Genomic DNA, 20,461 nt, shown 5'->3' with positions numbered 1-20,461 from the left:
TCGGGGCGGCTCACGATGCCGGCCCGAGCTCACGTCATCGGATCGTGTAGCCGCCGTCGGTGACGAGGTTCGCGCCGGTGACGATGCCCGCCTCCTCGGACGCGAGGTAGAGCGCGGCCGCCGCGATTTCCGCAGGACGGGCGAAGCGGCCTGCCGGGATTTCCTTCTTCGCCCGTTCGCCCTTCTCCCCGGCCCAGCCGACGAGCGCCATCGGCGTCTCCACCACGGTGGGAGAGATGGCGTTCGCCGTGATGCCGTAGGGCGCCCATTCGAGCGCGAGCTGTTTCGTGAGCTGGATCAGCCCCGCTTTCGACGCGCCATAGGCGGCATGCTCGTCGATCGCCACGAGCCCCGCCTTCGACGCGATGTTGACGATCCGCCCCCGACCCGAACGCTTGAGGAAGGGAAGCGCCGCCGCGGCCACCAGCCATGGCGCGCGCAGATTGATGTCGAGCGTCCGGTTCCAGGTATCGACGCGGACATCGTCGGCTGGGAAGACGACGCCGAGGCCCGCATTGTTGACGAGTATGTCGATACCCGTCTCTTCCCCGATTTGCGCCACTGTCGCCGCAATGGCGTCCGGATCGGTAAGGTCGAGCCGGTAGGCGCGATGCTCCTCGCCATGCTCCCGTGCGAGATCGGCGCAATCCTCCAGATCGACGAGGGCGAGACGCGCGCCCGCGCCGGCGAAAGCATGCGCCATCTCCCGGCCGATGCCGCCGGCCGCGCCGGTGACGAGGGCCGTCAATCCAGTGAGATCGGTCATGGGATCAGAGATCGAAGGCGGTGGGCAGGACGATCATGTCGCGGATCGTGATGTTGCGTGGCCGTGACAGCATGTAGATGACGGCATCGGAGACTTCCGTGGGCTCCATCAGGGTGCCCGCGTCCTTGGCACGCTGCAGACGGTCGGGCTCCCAATCGTCGAGGAGGGCGGAGATCACCGGGCCGGGGGACACCTGGCCCACCCGGATACCATGCTCCCTGAGTTGTCGGCGCATGGTCTGGACGAACGCGGTGATCGCCCATTTCGATGACGAATAGACGGGCTCCCACGGCACCGGGAAATGACCTGCGACCGACGCCGTGACCATGATGTCGCCGGTCTTGCGCTCGATCATGTGGGGCATGATCGTCCGGACGTTCTTCATCACCACGTTGACGTTGAGGTTCAGCATCCGGTCGATCGTGGCGTTGTCGGTGTCCGACAGGTCGCCGCCGATATAGGTGCCCGCGTTCGCGTGGAAGATGTCGAGCGCATCGACCTTGCCCAGGATCGCGTCGAGGAGCCCGTCGCAATCGGCGGGATCGAGCAGGTCGAGCTTCAGCGGGATCGCATTCTCGCCGTGCGCCTCGACGATCCTGGCCATCGCGGCCTCGTCGCGGTCGATCATCACGACGCGCGCGCCATGCGAGATCAGCGCTTCGGTCGTGGCGCGGCCGATCCCGGACGCGGCGCCGGTGATCGCGGCGGTCTTGCCGCCGAACATGTCGGACATGAGGGTCTCCTCTTGGAACTTTAGGTATGGTGTCAGTGCGTCGTGTAGCCGCCATCGGCGGTCAGGATGGCTCCGGTGACGTAGCTCGCGGCGTCGGACGCGAGGAATTGCGCGCAGGTCGCCATTTCCTCGGGGCGGGCGAAGCGGCCCATGGGCGTGTTCGCCGTCCAGATGCGGTTCCATTCCTCATTGGCGATCCCCCCGGCCGTCATATCGGAGATGACGTAGCCCGGCGCGAGCGCATTCACGCGGATGCCGCGGGAGGCGTATTCGAATGCCATCACCTTCGTCATCTGGTGGATCGCCGCCTTCGAGGAATTGTAGGCGACCTGAAGCTGCGGATGGTTCGCGACCACGGCCGAGATCGATCCGATATTGACGATCGCCCCTGCGCCCTTGTCGAGCATTGGACGGATCGCGGCGCGGGCGACGCGGAAGGGCGCGGTGAAATTCGTGCCCATGATGTATTCGAGTTCCTCGTCGCCGAATTCATGGAAATTGCCATTGGCCGCGACGCCCGCATTGTTGACGAGGATGTCGAGCGTGCCGAACCGCTCCGTCGTTGCGTCGACGATCTTGCCCGGAGCGGCGGTGTCGGTGAGGTCGGCCTCGGTCCAGGCATAGGTCTCGCTGTCCGCGACGAGTTCCTCGAGGCCGTCGGTACGCGACCGGCTGGTCAGCATGCAGCGCGCGCCGGCCTTGCCGAAGGCCTGGGCGATGGCGAGGCCGATACCCCGATTGCCACCGGTGATGAGGGCGATCTTGCCATCGAGGCGAAATGGGTCCTGGGTCATGAGATGTCCTTGGCTGCGGCGTGATAGGCGTCGAGGGACACGCGGATGCGGTCCATCACGAAGGCTGCGGGGTCGAGCGGCGTGTCCGCCGCCGAAAGGGCCCAAGGGGCGTGCTGCATCAGGAGGGGCAGGGGGATGCGACGCCCCTCGATCGCGTGGAAGAGGTCGTCGAGCGCGTGCTGCGCGCCGGGCCAGTAATAGCGGATGCGGTCTGAGAAGGCGTAATGACGCTGCCAATGCGCTTCGCTGTCCGCGTAATGCCGCTTCCAGTGGCGCGGGTCGCCCTGCATCGCGGACTCCATCGCGGCGAAAAGAGCGCGGCCCTTCCGCTCCGGAAGGAGATCTGCGGCGATGGCATCGAGCGCATAGAGGGCCTCGCGCATGACGAAGGTCAGTTCGGGGCCTACCTTGAGGATCTGGAACCCCGTCCGCACCAGCGCCGCGAGTGGCGCTTCGCCTTGGTAATCGGTCGAATGTGCCTCGAAAACGAGGTCCGGCCTGTCGTCAAGCAGCGCCGACAGGCCCGCTGCCGCCTCCGGATCGTAGATTGCGACGCCGGAGACCCCGAATTCCACGCCCGGCTGAACGACGGCCGCGACGACACGTTCGAATGCCTCCTCGAGCCCCGCTTTGGCAAAGACATCCCTGTGAACGTCGATCGTCCGCCGTGCGGCCTCGGGCGCCGTTGGCGTCACGGCATCCACCGCGTGGTCGGCCCCCCCTGGTGGCGGGACTTCGGTACCGATGACGTAATGCGGGGGTGGAAGGCCGGCCGTCTTCGCGGCGTCCTCCGCCGTGGCTGCCAGCCGCGCGGCACGCTCCGCCGCGAGGTCGTCGTCCGTCTGTTCCGGCTCCCCCGCGCACCCCATCGAGGCGTCGAGGTGAAGCTTCGAGAACCCCGCGGCGACGTAATCGGCCACCATGCGCCCGGCTTCCGCCAGCGCTTCCTCGGCCGGACGATCGCGCCAGGGATTGGGCCCGAGGTGATCGCCGCCGAGAAGGATCAACGCCTCGTCGCACCCTTCCTCCCGCGCGATGCGACGGGTGAGTTCGGCAAAATCGGCGGGAGTCATCCCGGTATAGCCGCCATGATGGTTAACCTGGTTGCAGGTCGCTTCGATCAGCGCGGTCGTCTCCGTATCGCGGGCATGGCGCAGTGTCGCGCGCAGGACCAGCGGATGGGCGGAACAGACGGAGACGAGACCGCGTGGCGTGGGCGTGGCACGGGTCCCGGCCAGATCGGCGAGGGAAAGTTTCATGCCGACCTCCGTGGCGTCTCGGCGATGAAGGCGTCGAGATCGGCGCGGCTGCCCGCCCCTTCCATCGGGCCGCGGACGGCCACGTTGCGCGCACCCGCGGCGGCCCCGTAGGTCAGTGCCTCCTCTATACCGAGGCCGATGCGCCGTGCGGCGACATAGGCGCCGCCGAAGCAATCGCCCGCACCGGTCGGGTCCACCTCGTCCACCTCGAAGGCGGGGACATGGACCGGATCGGCGTCGGGACGGAACCCGGTTGCGCCATGAACACCCTCCTTGAGCGCGATCTCCTTGATGCCCCGGTCGAGCAGAACGGAAACCGCCTCGCGCGGCGTATCCGTCCGGCCGGCGGCGAGCAGCTCCTCGCCGGAGGGCAGGAGCAGGTCGGTGAGGTCGATCATCCGCTCGAATGTGGCGAGCGCGGCCTCGTCGCCCTCCATGAGCTCCTTGCGGAGGTTCGGGTCGAAAGAAACCGTCCCGCCGCGCCGCTTCACGATGCCCGCGGCGCGCTCGATCAGTTCGGCCATCTGCGGCCGGGGCAGGAGCGTTCCCATGACGTGGACATGGCCCGCACGCTCCGCCACCGCCGCGAGCGCGTCGGTCCAGGTCAGGCTGCCCGCGGCGGAAGTCCACATGTTGTAGACGAAATCCCGTCCGCCATCGGGGCGGTAGCGTACGAAGGCGGTTCCCGTGGGCAGGGCGGGGTCGGTGAGGACCGCGGAGAGGTCGACGCCGTCCGCCTCGAGCCGTTCGGTCAGGATGCGGCCGAAATCGTCCCGGCCGACCCCACCCGCCATCGCCGTGCTGCCCCCGATCCGCGCCGACTGGCTGGCGAAGATCGCCGGAGCGCCGGACGGGTAGGGGCCGATCAGATCCTGAGTTTCGCGGAACCCCTCGCCGAGAGTGGTCGCCACGATCTCCACGAGGAGCTCTCCGATCACGAGGGTCGGGCCGAGGCTGTCGGGGGCAAGTGTCATGTCAGGCGGCCGCGCGGGATTTCGCGCGCATCTCGGCCTCGCGCCATTTCTCCTCGATGAAGGTGCGGGCATGGGCGGCGAGAGGGTCGTTCTCGGTCCAGGTATCGCGCCAGATGCCGCAGGCATAGCAGAGACTTTCGTCCACGATCGCCTTCGAGAAGCTCTCGAACGTGATGTCCTGGTCGAAACCGATATCGACGAGCGCGGAGAAGACGGCCGGGAAGTCGACGGTGCCGGTGCCGAGAAAGCCACGGTAGTTCTCGCCGATATGATAGTAGCCGATCTTGTCGCCCGCGAGGCGGATGGCCCCGGCGGGATCGGGCTCCTCGATGTTCATGTGGAACGAGTCGAGGTGCAGTTTCACGTCGTCCCGTCCGGTATCCTTGAGGAATTTCAGGCCCTGCGCGGTGGTGTTGAGAAGGTTCGATTCGAAGCGGTTCACCACTTCCAGGGCGATCTGGATGCCGGCCTCCTTCGCATGTTCCGCCGTCTCGGCCACGGCTTCCACGGAGTGCTTCCAGCCGTCGGCGGTCGGCATGGATTCGTACTTGCCGTGCTTGGAGAAGAGGATGCCGCCGAGCCTTACGCCGCCGATGTCGCGCACCGAGCCCACGGCTTTGCGCAGGATCTCCTTGCCGCGCGCCACGCTCTCGCGGTCCGTGGAGGAGACGTCGGCGTCGGCCGGCAGGCCCATGGTCACCGTGATCTCGATGTCGTTCTCCCGCGCTAGCTTAGACAGCCGGTCGAGGTCGAATTCGTCGGCCTTGAGATAGGCGAACTCGATCATCCGGTAGCCGTGCTCCGCGGTCTTGCGCAAAGCGAATTCGAGGCCTTCCTGCGTCTGTCCGTCCGTCCAGACGAAGGAATGGATGCCGAGTCGTCTCATGGTAGGTCCTTTCGTTTCATGCTTCAGCGGGCCGCCTCGAGGAGGAGGCGCGCGGTCCGGTCATCGGTGACGAGCGTATCGACGAGGCCGCGCCGTATCGCCGCGCGAATGATGTCGACCTTGTGCGGTCCCGCGGCCGCGAGGATTTTCTCGGGGATCCGCGACACGGTGGGCAGGTCGATGGCGACGGCCCGCTCGTGGATCGGATGATCGATATCGTTGCCCTCGGCATCGAGGAATTGACCCAGAACGTCGCCCACGGCGCCAGCGGCCCCGAGATCTTCCGGCGTCACGTCCCGGGGCAGACCGTTTTCCACGAGGAACGATCGGGCGGACACGTCGGATGCCGTCAGGATGGCCACGTCGAGCGTCCGCAGTCGCTCGAAATGGGCCTCGAACACCGCCTGCGAGAGAAAGCTGTCACGGGTCAGGCCCGGCGCAAGATAGATCGGCGCGGCCAGCAGGGAGTATTTCGCCCCGAGCGCCTCGGCGAAGGCGGAGGCCACGCCGAACGTGTTGAAGGAAGCGCCGCGGGTCGTACCGCCCAGCATCGACACCACCTCGAGCTCGGGATTGGTTTGCCGCACGAGGCGCCGCGCCGCGGCTTCGAGCGTCATGCCCCAGGAAACGCCGATGCTGCGAAAGGCCTTTTGCGATAGGCGCGAAGTGAGATGAGAGGCAAGCGCCGCCCCGGCGGGGGCGTGATAATTGTAATTGTCCGGATGGGTGGGAGCGACGAGCACGTTCGCGACCCCGTAGGCCGATCGCACTTCCGCGGCACAGGACAGACCTTCGAGGAACGGCGATTCGATCTGGATGCGGATTATGCCCTGGGCCCGGGCCTTCTGAATCGCCTGGTTCACCCGAAGACGGGTGACGCCCATGACCGCCGCGACCTCGGCCTGGGTCATCTCGTTCACGTAGTAATTCCAGCAGACCTCGCTGACGAACACGTCCTCTTCGTCGCCGTTGTCGCGCTGCATCGCCAAGTCCTCCCGTCCTCCGGTTACATCTCCCCGCGGGCCCGGGCAATTGAAAATTACACTTGAAAGCCGAAGGATACAATTGCAGGATCAGGGCCAAGGATGTGGGCAGCGATGCCGGAGGAACATCCGTTATTAGTAGGTCGACCGGGAGGGAATCATGACCATCTCATTGAAGGCAGGCGCATCGGCGCTGGCACTCGCGCTCGCGGCGCAGGGGGCGTTCGCCCAGGATATCCAGATCGAGAATGCCGATTGGTGGCAGGAGGCCGGTGCGAAGTTCGACGGTGTCACGATCCGGGGCGTGACCGAGTCGACGCCGCCGTCGAATTTCGTCACCGACGTCATAGCGCCCAAGTTCGAGGAGCTCACGGGCATCCGCGTGGAGATCGAGACCACGTCCTGGGACCAGATGTACGACAAGGCCATCAAGGACATGGAGGCCGGGACCGGCATCTACGACGTGGTCTATATCGAGCAGGACATTGTCTACTCCTACCTGTCGCGGGACTTCCTCGTCGACATGACGGCGGCGCTCGAGGAGAATTCCGACCTTCAGGCGCCGGGCTATTCCGAGGACAATTTCACGACGTTCGCCGACTATTTCCGCGGCGAGAACGGTGACCTCTTCGGCGTCCCGATGGAAGCGTTCATCAAGATCTATCTCTACCGGACCGATCTGTTCGACGACGAGGAGATCCGCGCGGCGTTCCAGGAGCAGACGGGCCGCGAGCTCGAGCCTGCGAAGACGCACGAGGAATACGCGGAGATCGCCGAGTTCTTCACCCAGTACTTCCAGGAACAGGGCGAGGATATCTGGGGGACGACGGCACAGGCCCATACCGGCCACCCCGCCTCCTGGTACGAATACGTGGAATCCATCCTGCCCACGTTCGGTGTCTACAACTGGGGCATCAACGCGGACGAAGATTATGCCGCGACCGTCGAGCATGGCGGCGAGATGAACTCCGACACCGCGAAGGAGGCGCTGACCTGGTGGCTTTCCATGCGCGACATCGCCCCGCCGGAGTCGGTGCAGTCGACCTGGACTGAAGTCGCCACGACCTTCGCCGCCGGCCGCGCCGCTCAGGGGCTGGTCTACGGCGAGAACGCGGCCTGGATCGCGTCCGACGAGAACCAGTCACGTGTCGTCGGCAATGTGGGCGTCGCTCTGCCGCCCGTCGAAGACGGCGTGATGGAAGAGATCGAGGCCGGGAACGGCTATATCGGCTACTACGACGGGGGCGCCTTCGGGATCCCGGTGTCCTCGAACAACCATGAGGCGGCGCTTCTCTTCGCCCAGTTCCTTGCGCTGCCTGACCTGCAGGAGGAATGGGCACTTGCCGCTCCGCGCATCACGCTGACCTCCACCTACGATTCCGAGCGGGTCCAGCAGCTCGACGAGGATCTCGGGGGCTATTTCTCGATGATGCGGGACGACGGGGCTCTGTTCCAGGGCGCGCCGCCCTATCCGTTCCACGCTCAGGTGCGCGAAGCGGTCGCGCCGATCTTCTACTCGATCCTCACGGGCTCGACCGGGGTCGATGAGGGGCTCGACCAAATGGCAGAGCGGGCCGAGCAGGAACTGACGAACCTGGGCTACCGCACCAACTGATCCCGGCATAGGGGGGCCGCCGGCGAGCGGCTCCCCATTCGGAAGCGGTCACCGCGCCGCACATTCCCGATCTTGAGGTCAATTCGATGCAATCGAACAAGCTGGGCTGGTTCCTGCTGGCGCCGACATTGGTGGTGCTCTTCTTCTTCGGCGTGGTGCCGTTCCTCTACGTCGTGTGGCTGGCCTTCCACCAGTGGAACCCCTTCGCCGTCGATCCCACGATCATCTACAACGGGGCGGAGAACTTTCGCCGCCTGGTTTTCGATCAAGCGTTCCTGTCCTCCCTCGGGGTGACGCTCGCCTTCACCTTCTTCGCGGTGACGACGCAGGTGATCCTCGGCTACGTCCTGGCGCAGGCTTTCATGCGCGACTTTCCCGGCAAAGCGATCTTCCGGACGATTCACACGCTGCCCCTCATCATGGCGCCGATCATCGTCGGGTCGATCTGGAAGCTGATGACCACGCCGTCGATCGGGATCATCCCGCACTACCTCGATCAGTGGTTCGGCTACGATCTCAACATCGGGCAGAGTGCCATCGCGGCCTTCACCATCACCGTTATCATGGATGTCTGGCACTGGACGCCGCTCGTCACGCTCACGCTCATCGCCGCGCTCGTCTCGCTGCCGCCCGACCCGTTCGAGCAGGCGCAGATCGACGGCGCGAACCGGCGACAGATCTTCTGGCACATCACGCTGCCGATGATCAGCCCCGCGATCCTCGCCACCGTCTTCATTCGCCTGATGGATGCACTGAGGACCGTCGACGAGGTGCTGATGCTCACCGGGGGCGGGCCGGGATCGGCCACGCGGTATCTCGGCGTCCACATCTTCCGGGAGGTCTTTCCGAGAACCAATTACGGATACGGATCCGCGGTCTCGGTCATCGTCCTTTACCTCACCATCGTGGTGTGCTGGCTGCTTTTCGTCGGCCTCATCGCCCCGCGCAACAAAAAGGCCTGATCCATGAAGAGGCAAAGTACCTGGCTGTCGCTCGTCTTCTGGATCGCGGTGAGCCTGATCACGCTCTTTCCGATCTACTGGCTCTTCGTGATCTCGGTGAAGCCCGCGGTCGATCTCTTCACCACGCCCGACCTGTTTCTCAAGAGCTTCTACTGGCAGAACTACCTCGACGTGCTGACCGACCGGACGCTGCGCGGGTACATGTGGAACTCCCTCATCGTCTCGAGCGGCAACGCGCTTCTCGTCACGACGCTCGGGTTTCTCGCCTGCTACGCGCTCACGCGGTACGACCTCGGCGGAAAGGAAAGCATTTTCTTCTGGACCATCACCAACCGGATGGCGCCGCCGGCGGTGTTCCTGCTGCCGCTTTTCCTCCTGATGACATCCTACTACCGGATCGGCAACTTCTCCCTCCTCGACACGAAGATCGGGCTGATCCTCGTCTACTGCACGCTCAACCTGCCCTTCGCGATCTGGACGCTGCGCCCGACGCTCGACGGAATCCCGAAGGATCTCGACGAGGCTGCCTATATGGACGGCGCGTCGTCTTGGAAGGTCATCTCCGAAGTGGTGTTCCCGCTCGCGCGTCCCGGGGTCGCGGTCACGCTGATGCTGACCTGGGTCTTTGCCTGGAACGAGTACCTGCTCGCCGCGACGCTAACGAACTTCAATGCGCGGACGCTTACCACGGGCCTCAGCGAATACGTCACCACGACAGGTACCGAATGGGGGGTGATGGCCACGATCTCCGTCTTCACGCTGATCCCGGCGCTAATCGTCTTCAGCCTGGTCCAGAAGCACATCGTCGCGGGTCTGACCTTCGGCGCGGTGAAGGGATGAACGGATGACCCATACCGAACCGCAGGACATCGAGACGCCGCAGAACGAGATCGAGCGTCAGGAAGAGAGCCGCCAGTCGCCCACGGATGCGAAGGCGCCGGGTTTCCTCCCGATCCAGACCAACTGGTTCGACCGGCTCTTCATCTCCGTCGTGATCTGGACCGGGCTCTGCCTTTTCTGGCTGAGATTTCTTGAGCCCGCGGGCCTGTCGCTCAATTTCGCACATGCGATCGCCGTGGTGATCGGCATCGTCCTGATCTGGAAGGGGTAGAAGAATGGACGCACTTGTCCTCGAGAAAAAGGGTGAGCTCTCTCTCAGAGATGTCGCCCTGGATGAGACGCTCGGCCCCCGGGACGTGCGGATCAAGCTGCACACGGTCGGCATTTGCGGCTCCGACGTCCACTACTACACCCATGGGGGCGTCGGGCCCTTCGTCGTGAACGCGCCCATGGTCCTGGGCCACGAGGCGTCGGGTACGGTGATCGAGGTCGGGTCGGAGGTCACGACTCTTGCCGAGGGCGACCGCGTCTGCATGGAACCGGGCGTGCCCGATCCGAACTCGCGCGCGACGCGGCTCGGCAAGTACAATGTCGACCCGGCCGTGCGGTTCTGGGCGACCCCGCCCGTCCACGGCATCCTGAGGCCGACCTGCGTGCATCCGGAGGCCTTCACATTCAAGCTGCCCGACAACGTGAGCTTCGCGGAGGCCGCGATGGTCGAGCCGCTCGCCGTCGGGATCCATGCCGCGACCAAGGCGCGCGTGGCTCCTGGCGATATCGGCGTGGTGCTCGGCGCGGGACCGATCGGTCTCGTCACGGCGCTCTCCGCCCTCGCGGCGGGCTGCGCGAAAGTGTTCGTCACCGACCTGTCGGAGCGGAAGCTCGAGATCGCGGCCTCGCTGTCACAGGCGATCGTGCCCGTCCCGGCTAAGAGCGGTGCGCTGAAGGACCGCGTGATGGCGGAGACGGATGGCTGGGGCGCGGATGTCCTTTTCGAGGCATCGGGTGCGCCCGCGGCGGCGGCCGGCGTGTTCGAGCCGCTCGCCCCCGGCGGCTGCGTGGTGATGATCGGCGGCCAAGCCGAACCCGTGGCCTACGATGCGGGCGCCGCGATGGTACGCGAGGCGCGGGTCGAGAACGTGTTCCGCTACGCACATGTCTTTCCGCGTTGCGTGTCGATGCTGTCCTCGGGCGCCATCGACGTGAAACCGCTCATTACCCGGACCTTCGGGTTCGACGAAAGCGTGCGGGCGTTCGAGATCGCGGCGGAAGCGCCGCCGGCGGACGTGAAGATGCAGATCGAATTGCCGCAATAGGCTGAAGAAAGGGAGGGCCGCATCCGTGGCGGACGTATCCATCAAGGACGTGGTGAAGCGCTATGGATCGCTTCAGGTGATGCACGGCGTCAACGTCGACATCGCCGATGGCGAATTCGTGGTACTCGTCGGCCCGTCGGGCTGCGGTAAGTCCACGCTCCTGCGCATGATCGCGGGGCTCGAAGCGATCTCGGACGGGACGATCGAGATCGGCGGCCGCGTGGTCAACGACGTGCCGCCGAAGGGACGTGACATCGCCATGGTGTTCCAGTCCTACGCGCTCTACCCGCACAAGACCGTGGGCGACAATATCGGCTTTCCGCTGAAGATGGCCAAGCGCCCGAAGCAGGAGATCGACGACAAGGTCGGCCGCGCGGCAGATATCCTCGATCTGACGAAATATCTCGATCGCTATCCGCGGGCGCTTTCGGGGGGACAGCGGCAGCGGGTCGCGATGGGACGCGCGATCGTGCGGGAACCCAAGGTCTTCCTCTTCGACGAGCCTTTGTCGAACCTCGATGCGAAGCTTCGCGTGACGATGCGGGTCGAGATCAAGGAACTGCACCAGCGCCTCAACACCACCATCGTCTACGTCACGCACGACCAGATCGAGGCGATGACGATGGCCGACAAGATCGTGGTGATGCGCGACGGCCGTGTCGAGCAGATCGGCACGCCGCTCGATCTCTACGACAATCCGCAGAACGTCTTCGTGGGCGGCTTCATCGGCTCGCCGTCTATGAACTTCATCCATGGCCATATTCGGGACCAGGGCGGCAAGCATTTCGTCTCCGACGAGGGGCTGCACCTCCCGCTGCCCGAAACCTCCGCGTCGGACGGTCAAGCCGTGAGCTACGGGATCAGACCCGAACATATCGGCATCGGCGACAGCGGGATACGCATGAAGGTGGTCGTGACGGAGCCGACGGGATCCGAGACGCAGGTCTTCGCGCGGTCGGGCGACGACCTGATCGATGCAGTGGTGAAGGACCGCATCAGCGCCCGTCCCGGCGACGAGGTCGGTTTCATCATCGATCCGGCCCGGGTGCATCTTTTCGATCGCGAGACGGAACAGAGGATTATCTGAAGCGAACGGCGGTATGCCTTGGGCGCGGCAGGGACTTGATGCTCGTTCAGTAAGGCCGAGCGTTAGCCTCAGAAAGGCGTCGAGACCCTAACGAAGGGTCTCGGGCGACGAAATGCGGAGAGTGCGTTTGTTCGTGACACGCTCGGCTCGGCTCCATCTGTGACACAGAATGCGGCGGCGCGTCGAAAGAGCCGTCAGTTCATGGGTCGAAGAGACCATTCGCATCGTCGCCGGCGGCACCATCAGGGCGATCCGACCGCTTTGCGCGGATACTGACGAGGGTCATTGCCGCGGCGCCGTGATCCGGTATCACGGCACGAAGCCGGCGGAGACTGCCGATATATCCACGCGTTCGTCACCGCCGTTCCGGGGCGTGAAGGCGAAGCGCGATCGTCGATTTGGAGGACGAGACATGAAGAGATCCGAGATCAATGCGGCAATCAGGGACTTCGATGCGCTGATCGCGCGCCACGGTTTCGCGATGCCCGACTTCGCCGCGTGGACGGCCGAGGACCACGCAGCCTCGCCCGAGCGCAGCCGCTGGCTCGCGGAGCGCCAGATCGGCTGGGACGTAACGGATTTCGGGCATGGGGATTTCGCGGCGCGCGGTCTGGCGCTCTTCTGCATCCGCAACGGCCTCGACGGCCCGGAGGAGCGTCCCTATGCGGAGAAGCTCCTGATGGTCGGCGTGGATCAGGAGACGCCCTACCATGCCCACAAGCACAAGCTCGAGGACATCATCGTTCGCGGCGGCGGCACGCTTTGCGTCGAATTCACCGACGAGGGAAGTGTGGAGCCGGATGAAGGCCCGCTCTTCGATCATGCGATGATCGACGGCGCGCGGGTCCCGGCCTTCCAGGTCCACCGGCTCGAGCCGGGCCAGAGCATCACCATCCCGCGCGGCCTCCAGCACCGCTTCTGGGGCGAGGGCGCGCCCGTATTCGTGGCGGAGGTCAGCCAGAGGAACGACGACCGGACGGACAATTTCTTCCTTGAGGGTGTCGGCCGGTTCTCGGAGATCGAGGAGGATGAGGCACCCTGGAGACTTCTCTGGAACGAGGGGTCGGCTTGACCGGACGAAAAGGCATCGTCTGCGCGGGGACATGGATCCTCGACGTGGTCCACGACGTCGAACGCTGGCCGGAGAAATCGGACCTCGTCCATATCCGCGATCAGACGGCCGGAGTAGGAGGCGGGCCCGCCAACGTGGCGGTCGATCTGGCAACGCTCGGCGCGCCCTATCCCGTGATCCCGGTGGGCCTGATCGGTGAAGACGCGATGGGGGAGGAGGTGCTGCAGCTTTGCCATCGGGCGGGCCTGTCCACGGGGCGCATCGCGCGCACGTCGCAGGCCGCGACGGCCCATACCCATGTGATGAACGTACCGGGCGACAGCCGGACCTTCTTCTACCATCCCGGCGCGAACGACCTACTGGAGCAGGAGATGATCGACGTGGAGGATCTCGCGGCTGGCGGGGCGAAGGTCTTCTACCTCGGCTATCTCAACCTCCTCGCGCGGCTCGACCGGATCGGTGCGGATGGTCGGACGGGGGCGGCGCAGCTTCTTTCCCGCGCCCGGGAGGCGGGAATGCTGGCCTGCCTCGATCTGGTCTCGAGCCAGGCGCAGGAATATCGCGACCGCGTGGAAGCGACCCTGCCGGATGTCGACGTGCTGTTTCTCAACGAGGTGGAAGCGGCGCGCAGTACCGGGATCGATATCTCCGGCCCGGGGGACGAGACGGCGATGGCCAGCGCGGCAAAGGCGCTCATCGATTGCGGCGTGCGCCATTCCGTCATCCTCCATTCCGCGGAGGTCACGATCTGGCAGGGCGCAAGCGGCGCGCGGGTCTTTCGCCCCGAAACGGTGCCGGCGGAGCGGATCGTGAGCCCGGTAGGCGCGGGCGACGCCTTTGCCGCGGGCATCCTCCACGGGTTCCACGAAGAATGGGACGCCGAGCGCGCGATCGCACTTGCCTTCCGTGCCGCCGCCGCCTGTCTCGGGGGCCGGACGGCGACGGACGGTCTCGAGACGCTGCGCGGCCTGCTCGCGGATCAGACGGCGGTGTAGCCCCCGTCGATGGGCAGGCTCACGGCCGTGATCATCGCGGCGCCGGGCGAGAGCAGGAACACGATCGGCGCGGCGATTTCCGCCTCCGTCGCCCAGCGGCCGAGCGGCATCCGGGCGAGTGCGGGTCCGCCGATCTCCTCCAGCCCCCAGTAGAAGGCCGACATCTCCGTCATCACCACGGTCGGATGGACGCCGTTGACCCGGATCCCGTGGGGGCCGAGCTCCAGCGCCGAGACCCGCGTGATGCTGTCGAGCGCGCCCTTCGACGCCGCGTAGGAGACATGTCCATGCAGCGCGACGAGCGAGGCCTGGCTCGACACATTCACGATGGCGCCGCCGCGTCCCAGTCGGATCATCGATCGCGATGCGTATTTCGTGACGAGGAGCGCGCCGCGCGTGTTCGTCGCGATGGCCTGATCGAAGACGGCGATATCGGTCTCCATCGGCGTCGCGATCTCGCCACCGAACCCGCCGCAATTCACGACGCCCCAGAGATCGAGATCGCCGAGCGCCTCCTCGACCGACGCCTCGGAGGTCAGATCGAAGACCAGGCTCCGTGCACCGGTTTCCGCGGCGAGACGGTCGAGGGCCTCCGCGTTCCGTCCCGCGGCGATGACATCGGCGCCCTCCGCGCGAAGCTGGCGTACGGTCGCGCCGCCGATCCCGCCGCTTGCCCCCGTCACCAGGATCGGTCCGTCGTAATTCGTCATGGTCATCCTCCCCTCATTTGCGTCAGGCCGATTCCCTGACGATCAATCGACCTGGTATCCGCCGCGACCGGATCGGCACGCTCGCGCCCGCGGGATCCTTCACGCGCGCGAGCAGAATTTCCACGGCGGTCTCGGCAATGCGCCCGAGGTCCTGCTCCACCGTGGTCAGGCCCGGATGCAGGAAGCGCGCGAGCAGGTCGTTGTCGTGCCCCGCGATCCCGAACCGCCGTGTACCCGGCTGGAAGAGCTTGAACTGATGCGCCGCCTTCATCGCACCTGTGGCGATCCGGTCGGAGGCGCAGATCAGCGTATCCGCGACGTGGCGCCCCTCGGCGAAACACCGCGCCATCGTGCGGTAGCCGTATTCCTCGAAGTTCCACCCGACGGGGGGGCCGCTCTCGACGAAGCGCGGCTCGAGCTCGTTCTCGAGCATGACCGCCTCATAGGCCGCGCGCCGCTCCGTCGCGTTGCGATTGACGCAGGGCATGGTGAGATAGACGGGATTTCGCCCCTCCCGGATGAGATAGTCGAGGATCAACTCGATCCCCTGACGATTGTCGATGCCCACATCGTCGAGATACCCCTCCGCCCCCTCGACGCCCGAATCGATGAGCACGACCGGTACGGAGCGGACGATCTCCCGGAGCCGCGGCAGGCGGTTCGGTGCCGCGACGGGGGCGAGCAGGATGCCGTTCACGTTCATCGAACGGAGCGTGTCGATGGCCCGATCCTCTCCCGCGACGTCATTGCCGGAACTTTGCAGGATCAGCCGATGTCCCCGCTCCGCGAGCGCCCGTTCCGCGGCCTCGAACATCGAGGCCTGGAAGACATCCGTGAGCGAGGGAATGACGATACCCACCAGACCTTCGCCTCTCCGGGCAAGTTGCACCGCGAAGAAGTTCGGGACGTAGTCGACGGCGGAGAGGCCCCGCTCGATCTTCTCGCGCATGCGCGGGGAGACGGTGCCGGGATCCTGAAAATACCGAGAGAGCGTCGGGCGGGAGACGCGGATCTCGCCGGCTAGATCCTGCATCGTGTCTATCTTCTTGCGGGTCACGCGGCGTACTCCCTGGCGTGGCCGGATCGTCAGGGCATCTGCCGCGACCGTGGCCGTAAGGCAAAGAGGTCCGCGACCTGCTCGGTCAAGCCCGCCTCATAGGGAAGGACCCGCACGGGCGCATCCCAATGCGCTTCGAGCGTCCTGACAAAGCCGTCATTGCCACCGAACGGGCCGCTCAGATGAACCGGACCGCGGGCGCCGATTGCCCGCATTCCGGCCATCGCGTCATGTGCGATGACGGCGCCCAAGGCGTTGTCCCGCGACCCCGTCCCGGGATCGAGCGCGACAGGGATGCCGCTCTCGCGATCAACGAGACGGAAGCTCGTCCCGTCGCCGTCGATGCGGCAGGCGGCCGTCGAGCGCAGCGGCAGGCCGTCGGCGTCTCCGGCCCTCAGCTCCGCGAAGGCGCGGCCGGTCATCCGGCGCATGTTCGGAACGGGCCGCGCCTGGGCGTCGAGGCTGACCATGATCCCGTCGCCCTCGGCCTGCGGCAGCTCCCGTGCCCCGAGCGCGAAAGCCGTGACCCAGGTTCCGGTCGAGAGCACCGTGCAGGGCGTCTCCTCATCCGCCGCGGCATAGGGCGCAAGGGCGAGGGAGGAATCGTGGATGCCCGTGTGGATCGGCAGATCGTCCGGCAGGCCGTAGCGTTTCGCCAGATCGGGTTTTAGGCGACCGGCAATCTCCGTTGCGGGGCTCAGGGGCGGGAAGAGCGTGCGCGCGCGCTCCGTCGCGGGCTCTCCGCTATGGATCGACCAGAGGTCGGTATGCCCTGTGGCATAGCTGATCTCCGTCACCGCCGCGCCGCTCAGGCGCCAGGTCCAGTATTGCGGCCAGAAGAGCGCATGGTCCGCCCGCGCGACCTCCGCCGGGAACCGTGCCTCGAGCCATTGCAGCTGCGCACCGATATTGAGCCCTCCCGGCATCCGCGGCGATCCGGTTTCCGCGAAGGGGGGCCTCTGGCGGTCGTACTCCTCCGCGATCTCTTCGGGGCCGGAATGGTCGTAATCGAGGATCGGCAGGACCAGGGCGTCGCCCGCCACCAACCCGAATGTCGCGCCGTGCCCCACTGCGAGGATCCCGTCGAGCAGCGCCTCCGCCTGCCATTGTCCGAGCGTGGTCAGCAGGAACTCGGCCAGTCCGTCGACGTCGAGATGGGGGTAGGGCGGACCTTCGAGAACCTTGCTCGGCCGCTGGGCCATGGCAAGATCGCGCCGCTCCGCGAGATCGGCGAGCACCACGCGGGCATTCGTCTTGCCGATGTCGAAGATGGCCATTCGACGCGGCGCCGTATCCCGGCTCATGCGGGGTTTCCGGAATTGAGCGACTGCCGGTACTTCTCGGCATCCCAGTCGAGAAGCGCCCGTGCCTCCGCATCGTCGAAGTAGCGCAGGTGCGGCGCGCCCATCGCGGCGAAACGGGCGAGGACGTCGTAGAGCGCCCCTGCGAGTTCCGCCGTACCCGAGAGCGCGTCGCGGCGCAGCAGGACCCCGTGGTCGCGCACGATCACCAGTGAGTTGAAGGGTGCCGGCACTTCGGTGAACTCCGCCAATCGCGCGGGTAGCGTTGCACCGGGATCGACGATTCGTACATCCGGGCCAAAAAAGACGAGGAAATCGGGCGCGAACGGTCCCTTCGTCGCGAGTTCGATCAGGTCCGGGCGAACGGCGAGGTCGTGAAGCGGCCCTTCCGGCGCCGGGATATACCCGGTCTCATCCCAACCGGAAACGCGCGATCGATCGAGCCCGGGCGCGGGGATCGGCACGTCGAGCCGATGGTGGACATCCCGGATCGTCGCCTCGACCTCTTCGGGCGTCTCGCCGGATACGATCAGACCGTGGTTTCCGAGCACGACTATCCGTGACTGCGCGGCGCCGCTTGCCGCAAGCGCGAGCGTCAGCGGCGCGCCGGGCTTGAGGTACTCCTGCCAAGCCCAGTCGAGACCGTCGAGCAGCCCCGTCAGCCGATCCAGCCCATCCTCAGCGATGGCGGTCGCAATGGTGGAGACGCAATGGACATGCGCGACCACCGGGGGATCGAAAAGCGCATGGAACGGTGTCTCCACCGAGGCGCGGAGCGATCCGGCCTCCGTCGCCTCCGCGACATGCGCATCCACGAGGGTCCGGTCCCGGATACGCTCGCGAAGAGGCCCGAGGCGGACGGGCACCATGACATCCCGGGTGCCGGCCTCGGCGAGCCACGTGCCCGACGCCTTCACCCACATCCTGTCGCCGCACTTGATCGAGGTATTGCCACCTGCCGCCTGCACGAGCGCCGGGTCGGTGCCGAGCCGTGCGGACATTTCCAGAAACCCGGCGCAGCCCGGGGGGCGGGGCAACTCCGTCACCAGCAGGTATAGCCCGCATCGGCGGAGACGATCGCGCCCGTCATCAAGCTCGACGCGTCGCAGGCGAGGAAATGGACCACGGAGGCGATCTCGTCCGGCCGGCCGAGTCGCCCCATCGGCGTGAGGTCGAGCCAGCGGGCCTTCATGTCGGGAACTTCCCTCAGCGAACGGGCGACGAGTTCCGTTTCGATCACGGTGGGGGCCACGGCGTTGACGCGTACGCCGCGCGAGGCCCATTCGGCCGCAAGCGACTTCGTGAGATGATGCACTCCCGCCTTGGAGGCGTTGTAGTGACACTGCTCCTGCGGGGTGTTGACGATGATCCCCGACATCGAGCCCATGTTCACGATCACGCCCGATCCGCGTTCCAGCATCCGCTGCCCGAAGCTCCTCGCGCAGTAGAAGACCCCATCAAGGTTCACTGCCATGTGACGGCGCCATTGGTCGTCATCGCATTTTTCCGCGGGCATGTTCGTATTCACGATGCCCGCGTTGTTGACGAGGATGTCGATCGGTCCATCCGCCTCGAGGCTTTCGGCCAGTGCTTCGATCTCCGCGGAATTCGTCACGTCGAGGCGGCGACCTTCCGCGCTGCGTCCGTCTTCGCGGAGGCTTTGGGCCCGTACCGTTGCACCGGCCTCGTCGATATCGGCGATAACAACATGGGCTCCAGCTTCGGCCAGCGCCGCTGCACACGCCGCGCCGATCCCTTGCGCCCCGCCGGTCACAACGGCCCTACGGCCCTTCAAGTCGAATTTTTCGAAATACATCAATGACGCCCTCCCCGGCGCGTATCACCGGAATTTTCGCTCCGTTCTTTAAGCGCGTCAATCGAGAATAAACCCTCTTGTATAGGGCATTAGGCATTACGAACATGCTGCAAAGCAGCATGTCGCGCGCAATTATTTACTCGCTGAAAGAACTCAGCCATGCTCGCTGGACAACGTCGGGGGAGGAAACGTGACGGCCGAGATTGACACTATCGCGAAGCTCATCGTTCAGACGATGGCGCGGACGGATTTCGTCGCAGCGAACGAAGGTGCCAACGAAATCGTAGCGAACAAGCCCGGAACGCTCCGCGGCGAATGTTTCAAGGATACGGACCGGGCGGAGTTTCTGGTCATCGAACGCGTCACCGATGTTGCGGCCCTTCTTCACCATATCGACATCATGGCAGGTCACGCCGCGCGGCTTGTCCGGTTCGGCAAACAGGTCATTGAGATCTACAGCGCCGTTCCGGCCACCGTGCTCGCGAAATTGTCTCAGACCACGGTGCGCGCGTTTTAGATGCGCTGAACTCAGGATTTCCAGGGAGGACGGAATGACGGAACTGACGGGAAAGACGGTGCTTGTGACCGGAGCGAGCACCGGGATCGGGCTCGAAACCGCGCGGCTTCTCGCGAAGGCGGGCGCGCGGGTCGGGCTCGCCGCACGCTCTACCGAGAAGCTCGAGCGGGCGGTGGCGGAGATCGGCGACAACGCGGTGGCGATCACGGCCGATGTCGCCGCTCCCGGCGGTGTCGATGCGATGGTCGATGCGGCGGAGGACGCCTTGGGTCCGCTCGACATCGTGATGCCGAATGCCGGCATCTATCTCGGCGGCGATCTGATCGAGGCCGACCCGGATCAGATCGAGCGGGTGATCCGCACGAATATCCTCGGCGTCTTTAGCCTCGTGCGTCGCGTCCTGCCCGGCATGATCGAGCGCGGGCAGGGCGATATCCTCGTGACGAGTTCCGTGGCCGGACACCAGATGATCCCGTGGGAGCCAGTCTACAGCCCGACGAAACATGCGGTGCAGGGGCTCGTCCATTCTCTACGCCAGCAGGTGGGAAAGAACGATGTGCGCGTCATGGCCGTCGCGCCGGGCGTCGTCCTGAACGATCTCTGGGGTATCTCCGATCCCGCGGAGATCGACCGCAAGGCCGACGCCGGAGAGGGACTGCGCTCGGAGGACGTGGCGGAGGCGGTGATGTTCATGCTCACCCGGCCCCGCAACGTAACCATCCGCGATCTGGTGATCCTGCCGCGCAGCCAGCAGATCTGACGACGACAGGTCGGCCCG

At 65.7% G+C, this 20,461-nt stretch carries 22 protein-coding genes; 10 read left to right on the top strand and 12 right to left on the bottom strand.

Annotated elements, in window-relative coordinates:
• Positions 1-34: 34 nt before the first annotated feature.
• From LX81_RS15250 to LX81_RS15220, 7 genes are read right to left on the bottom strand one after another with little or no spacing between them, the layout of a single operon-like run.
• Positions 35-766: a GolD/DthD family dehydrogenase gene (locus tag LX81_RS15250; RefSeq protein ID WP_111538185.1), complete on the bottom strand. Its 732-nt coding sequence runs from the start codon at positions 764-766 to the stop codon at positions 35-37.
• Between the two features lie 4 nt (positions 767-770).
• Positions 771-1,499: an SDR family oxidoreductase gene (locus tag LX81_RS15245; RefSeq protein ID WP_111538184.1), complete on the bottom strand. Its 729-nt coding sequence runs from the start codon at positions 1,497-1,499 to the stop codon at positions 771-773.
• Between the two features lie 32 nt (positions 1,500-1,531).
• A complete protein-coding gene (locus tag LX81_RS15240) occupies positions 1,532-2,293 on the bottom strand; it encodes an SDR family NAD(P)-dependent oxidoreductase (protein ID WP_111538183.1) in 762 nt (253 codons plus the stop codon).
• The gene (locus LX81_RS15235) at positions 2,290-3,552 is read right to left on the bottom strand and encodes a class II D-tagatose-bisphosphate aldolase, non-catalytic subunit (RefSeq protein ID WP_111538182.1); all 1,263 of its coding nucleotides are present in this window, start codon (positions 3,550-3,552) and stop codon (positions 2,290-2,292) included. The genes LX81_RS15240 and LX81_RS15235 overlap by 4 nt, the downstream gene beginning before the upstream one ends.
• Entirely contained in the window at positions 3,549-4,526 is a 978-nt protein-coding gene (locus LX81_RS15230) for a tagatose kinase (RefSeq protein WP_111538181.1), read from the bottom strand. The genes LX81_RS15235 and LX81_RS15230 overlap by 4 nt, the downstream gene beginning before the upstream one ends.
• Before the next feature lies 1 nt (position 4,527).
• On the bottom strand, positions 4,528-5,412 hold the full coding sequence (locus LX81_RS15225; protein WP_111538180.1) for a sugar phosphate isomerase/epimerase family protein: 885 nt from the start codon (positions 5,410-5,412) through the stop codon (positions 4,528-4,530).
• Between the two features lie 23 nt (positions 5,413-5,435).
• On the bottom strand, positions 5,436-6,395 hold the full coding sequence (locus tag LX81_RS15220; protein WP_111538179.1) for a sugar-binding transcriptional regulator: 960 nt from the start codon (positions 6,393-6,395) through the stop codon (positions 5,436-5,438).
• Positions 6,396-6,555: 160 nt separating this feature from the next.
• Between LX81_RS15220 and LX81_RS15215 the strand changes: the two genes are divergently transcribed.
• The 8 genes from LX81_RS15215 to LX81_RS15180 all read left to right on the top strand — a co-directional run bounded on the left by LX81_RS15215 (position 6,556) and on the right by LX81_RS15180 (position 14,282).
• Positions 6,556-8,010: an extracellular solute-binding protein gene (locus LX81_RS15215; RefSeq protein ID WP_111538178.1), complete on the top strand. Its 1,455-nt coding sequence runs from the start codon at positions 6,556-6,558 to the stop codon at positions 8,008-8,010.
• Between the two features lie 86 nt (positions 8,011-8,096).
• On the top strand, positions 8,097-8,972 hold the full coding sequence (locus LX81_RS15210) for a carbohydrate ABC transporter permease (protein WP_111538177.1): 876 nt from the start codon (positions 8,097-8,099) through the stop codon (positions 8,970-8,972).
• A 3-nt stretch (positions 8,973-8,975) separates the two neighbouring features.
• A complete protein-coding gene (locus LX81_RS15205) occupies positions 8,976-9,812 on the top strand; it encodes a carbohydrate ABC transporter permease (RefSeq protein ID WP_111538176.1) in 837 nt (278 codons plus the stop codon).
• A gap of 4 nt (positions 9,813-9,816) precedes the next feature.
• Positions 9,817-10,083: a DUF2160 family membrane protein gene (locus tag LX81_RS15200; protein WP_111538175.1), complete on the top strand. Its 267-nt coding sequence runs from the start codon at positions 9,817-9,819 to the stop codon at positions 10,081-10,083.
• Positions 10,084-10,087: 4 nt separating this feature from the next.
• A complete protein-coding gene (locus LX81_RS15195; protein ID WP_111538174.1) occupies positions 10,088-11,128 on the top strand; it encodes an NAD(P)-dependent alcohol dehydrogenase in 1,041 nt (346 codons plus the stop codon).
• 25 nt (positions 11,129-11,153) lie between these two features.
• Complete coding sequence (locus LX81_RS15190) at positions 11,154-12,215, top strand: ABC transporter ATP-binding protein (RefSeq protein ID WP_111538173.1); 1,062 nt, start codon at positions 11,154-11,156, stop codon at positions 12,213-12,215.
• Between the two features lie 412 nt (positions 12,216-12,627).
• The gene (locus LX81_RS15185; RefSeq protein WP_111538172.1) at positions 12,628-13,287 is read left to right on the top strand and encodes a D-lyxose/D-mannose family sugar isomerase; all 660 of its coding nucleotides are present in this window, start codon (positions 12,628-12,630) and stop codon (positions 13,285-13,287) included.
• Entirely contained in the window at positions 13,284-14,282 is a 999-nt protein-coding gene (locus tag LX81_RS15180; protein WP_111538171.1) for a carbohydrate kinase family protein, read from the top strand. The genes LX81_RS15185 and LX81_RS15180 overlap by 4 nt, the downstream gene beginning before the upstream one ends.
• Here LX81_RS15180 and LX81_RS15175 read toward each other — a convergent pair.
• Genes LX81_RS15175 through LX81_RS15155 form a run of 5 tightly spaced genes read right to left on the bottom strand, consistent with a single transcriptional unit; the run spans position 14,267 to position 19,166 of the window.
• A complete protein-coding gene (locus LX81_RS15175; protein WP_234822633.1) occupies positions 14,267-14,998 on the bottom strand; it encodes an SDR family oxidoreductase in 732 nt (243 codons plus the stop codon). The two genes, LX81_RS15180 and LX81_RS15175, sit on opposite strands and share 16 nt — an antisense overlap.
• Positions 14,999-15,014: 16 nt before the next feature.
• Positions 15,015-16,049, bottom strand: coding sequence for a LacI family DNA-binding transcriptional regulator (locus LX81_RS15170; protein ID WP_111538170.1), 1,035 nt, complete (start codon positions 16,047-16,049; stop codon positions 15,015-15,017).
• 29 nt (positions 16,050-16,078) lie between these two features.
• Positions 16,079-17,353: an FGGY family carbohydrate kinase gene (locus LX81_RS15165; RefSeq protein WP_111538169.1), complete on the bottom strand. Its 1,275-nt coding sequence runs from the start codon at positions 17,351-17,353 to the stop codon at positions 16,079-16,081.
• On the bottom strand, positions 17,350-18,351 hold the full coding sequence (locus LX81_RS15160; RefSeq protein ID WP_111538168.1) for a class II aldolase/adducin family protein: 1,002 nt from the start codon (positions 18,349-18,351) through the stop codon (positions 17,350-17,352). Before LX81_RS15160 ends, LX81_RS15165 begins: the two co-directional genes overlap by 4 nt.
• A gap of 41 nt (positions 18,352-18,392) precedes the next feature.
• Positions 18,393-19,166: an SDR family NAD(P)-dependent oxidoreductase gene (locus tag LX81_RS15155; protein WP_111538167.1), complete on the bottom strand. Its 774-nt coding sequence runs from the start codon at positions 19,164-19,166 to the stop codon at positions 18,393-18,395.
• 190 nt (positions 19,167-19,356) lie between these two features.
• Between LX81_RS15155 and LX81_RS15150 the strand changes: the two genes are divergently transcribed.
• Together LX81_RS15150 and LX81_RS15145 are read left to right on the top strand one after the other, a co-directional pair.
• Complete coding sequence (locus tag LX81_RS15150; protein WP_111538166.1) at positions 19,357-19,683, top strand: NIPSNAP family protein; 327 nt, start codon at positions 19,357-19,359, stop codon at positions 19,681-19,683.
• 34 nt (positions 19,684-19,717) lie between these two features.
• Positions 19,718-20,443, top strand: a complete 726-nt coding sequence (locus LX81_RS15145; protein WP_111538165.1) for an SDR family oxidoreductase — start codon at positions 19,718-19,720, stop codon at positions 20,441-20,443.
• Positions 20,444-20,461: the final 18 nt, after the last annotated feature.

It is taken from the genome of Palleronia aestuarii, from assembly GCF_003253995.1.
Lineage (GTDB): Bacteria > Pseudomonadota > Alphaproteobacteria > Rhodobacterales > Rhodobacteraceae > Palleronia > Palleronia aestuarii.
The sequence above is the reverse complement of the archived record's forward strand: the minus strand, read 5'-3'. Positions and strand labels throughout refer to the sequence as shown.

Coding starts and splice junctions, on each gene's coding strand:
- LX81_RS15250 (WP_111538185.1), bottom strand. CDS start 766: ATGACCGATCTCACTGGATTGACGGCCCTCGTCACCGGCGCGGCCGGC.
- LX81_RS15245 (WP_111538184.1), bottom strand. CDS start 1,499: ATGTCCGACATGTTCGGCGGCAAGACCGCCGCGATCACCGGCGCCGCG.
- LX81_RS15240 (WP_111538183.1), bottom strand. CDS start 2,293: ATGACCCAGGACCCATTTCGCCTCGATGGCAAGATCGCCCTCATCACC.
- LX81_RS15235 (WP_111538182.1), bottom strand. CDS start 3,552: ATGAAACTTTCCCTCGCCGATCTGGCCGGGACCCGTGCCACGCCCACG.
- LX81_RS15230 (WP_111538181.1), bottom strand. CDS start 4,526: ATGACACTTGCCCCCGACAGCCTCGGCCCGACCCTCGTGATCGGAGAG.
- LX81_RS15225 (WP_111538180.1), bottom strand. CDS start 5,412: ATGAGACGACTCGGCATCCATTCCTTCGTCTGGACGGACGGACAGACG.
- LX81_RS15220 (WP_111538179.1), bottom strand. CDS start 6,395: ATGCAGCGCGACAACGGCGACGAAGAGGACGTGTTCGTCAGCGAGGTC.
- LX81_RS15215 (WP_111538178.1), top strand. CDS start 6,556: ATGACCATCTCATTGAAGGCAGGCGCATCGGCGCTGGCACTCGCGCTC.
- LX81_RS15210 (WP_111538177.1), top strand. CDS start 8,097: ATGCAATCGAACAAGCTGGGCTGGTTCCTGCTGGCGCCGACATTGGTG.
- LX81_RS15205 (WP_111538176.1), top strand. CDS start 8,976: ATGAAGAGGCAAAGTACCTGGCTGTCGCTCGTCTTCTGGATCGCGGTG.
- LX81_RS15200 (WP_111538175.1), top strand. CDS start 9,817: ATGACCCATACCGAACCGCAGGACATCGAGACGCCGCAGAACGAGATC.
- LX81_RS15195 (WP_111538174.1), top strand. CDS start 10,088: ATGGACGCACTTGTCCTCGAGAAAAAGGGTGAGCTCTCTCTCAGAGAT.
- LX81_RS15185 (WP_111538172.1), top strand. CDS start 12,628: ATGAAGAGATCCGAGATCAATGCGGCAATCAGGGACTTCGATGCGCTG.
- LX81_RS15175 (WP_234822633.1), bottom strand. CDS start 14,998: ATGACCATGACGAATTACGACGGACCGATCCTGGTGACGGGGGCAAGC.
- LX81_RS15165 (WP_111538169.1), bottom strand. CDS start 17,353: ATGAGCCGGGATACGGCGCCGCGTCGAATGGCCATCTTCGACATCGGC.
- LX81_RS15160 (WP_111538168.1), bottom strand. CDS start 18,351: ATGTCCGCACGGCTCGGCACCGACCCGGCGCTCGTGCAGGCGGCAGGT.
- LX81_RS15155 (WP_111538167.1), bottom strand. CDS start 19,166: ATGTATTTCGAAAAATTCGACTTGAAGGGCCGTAGGGCCGTTGTGACC.
- LX81_RS15145 (WP_111538165.1), top strand. CDS start 19,718: ATGACGGAACTGACGGGAAAGACGGTGCTTGTGACCGGAGCGAGCACC.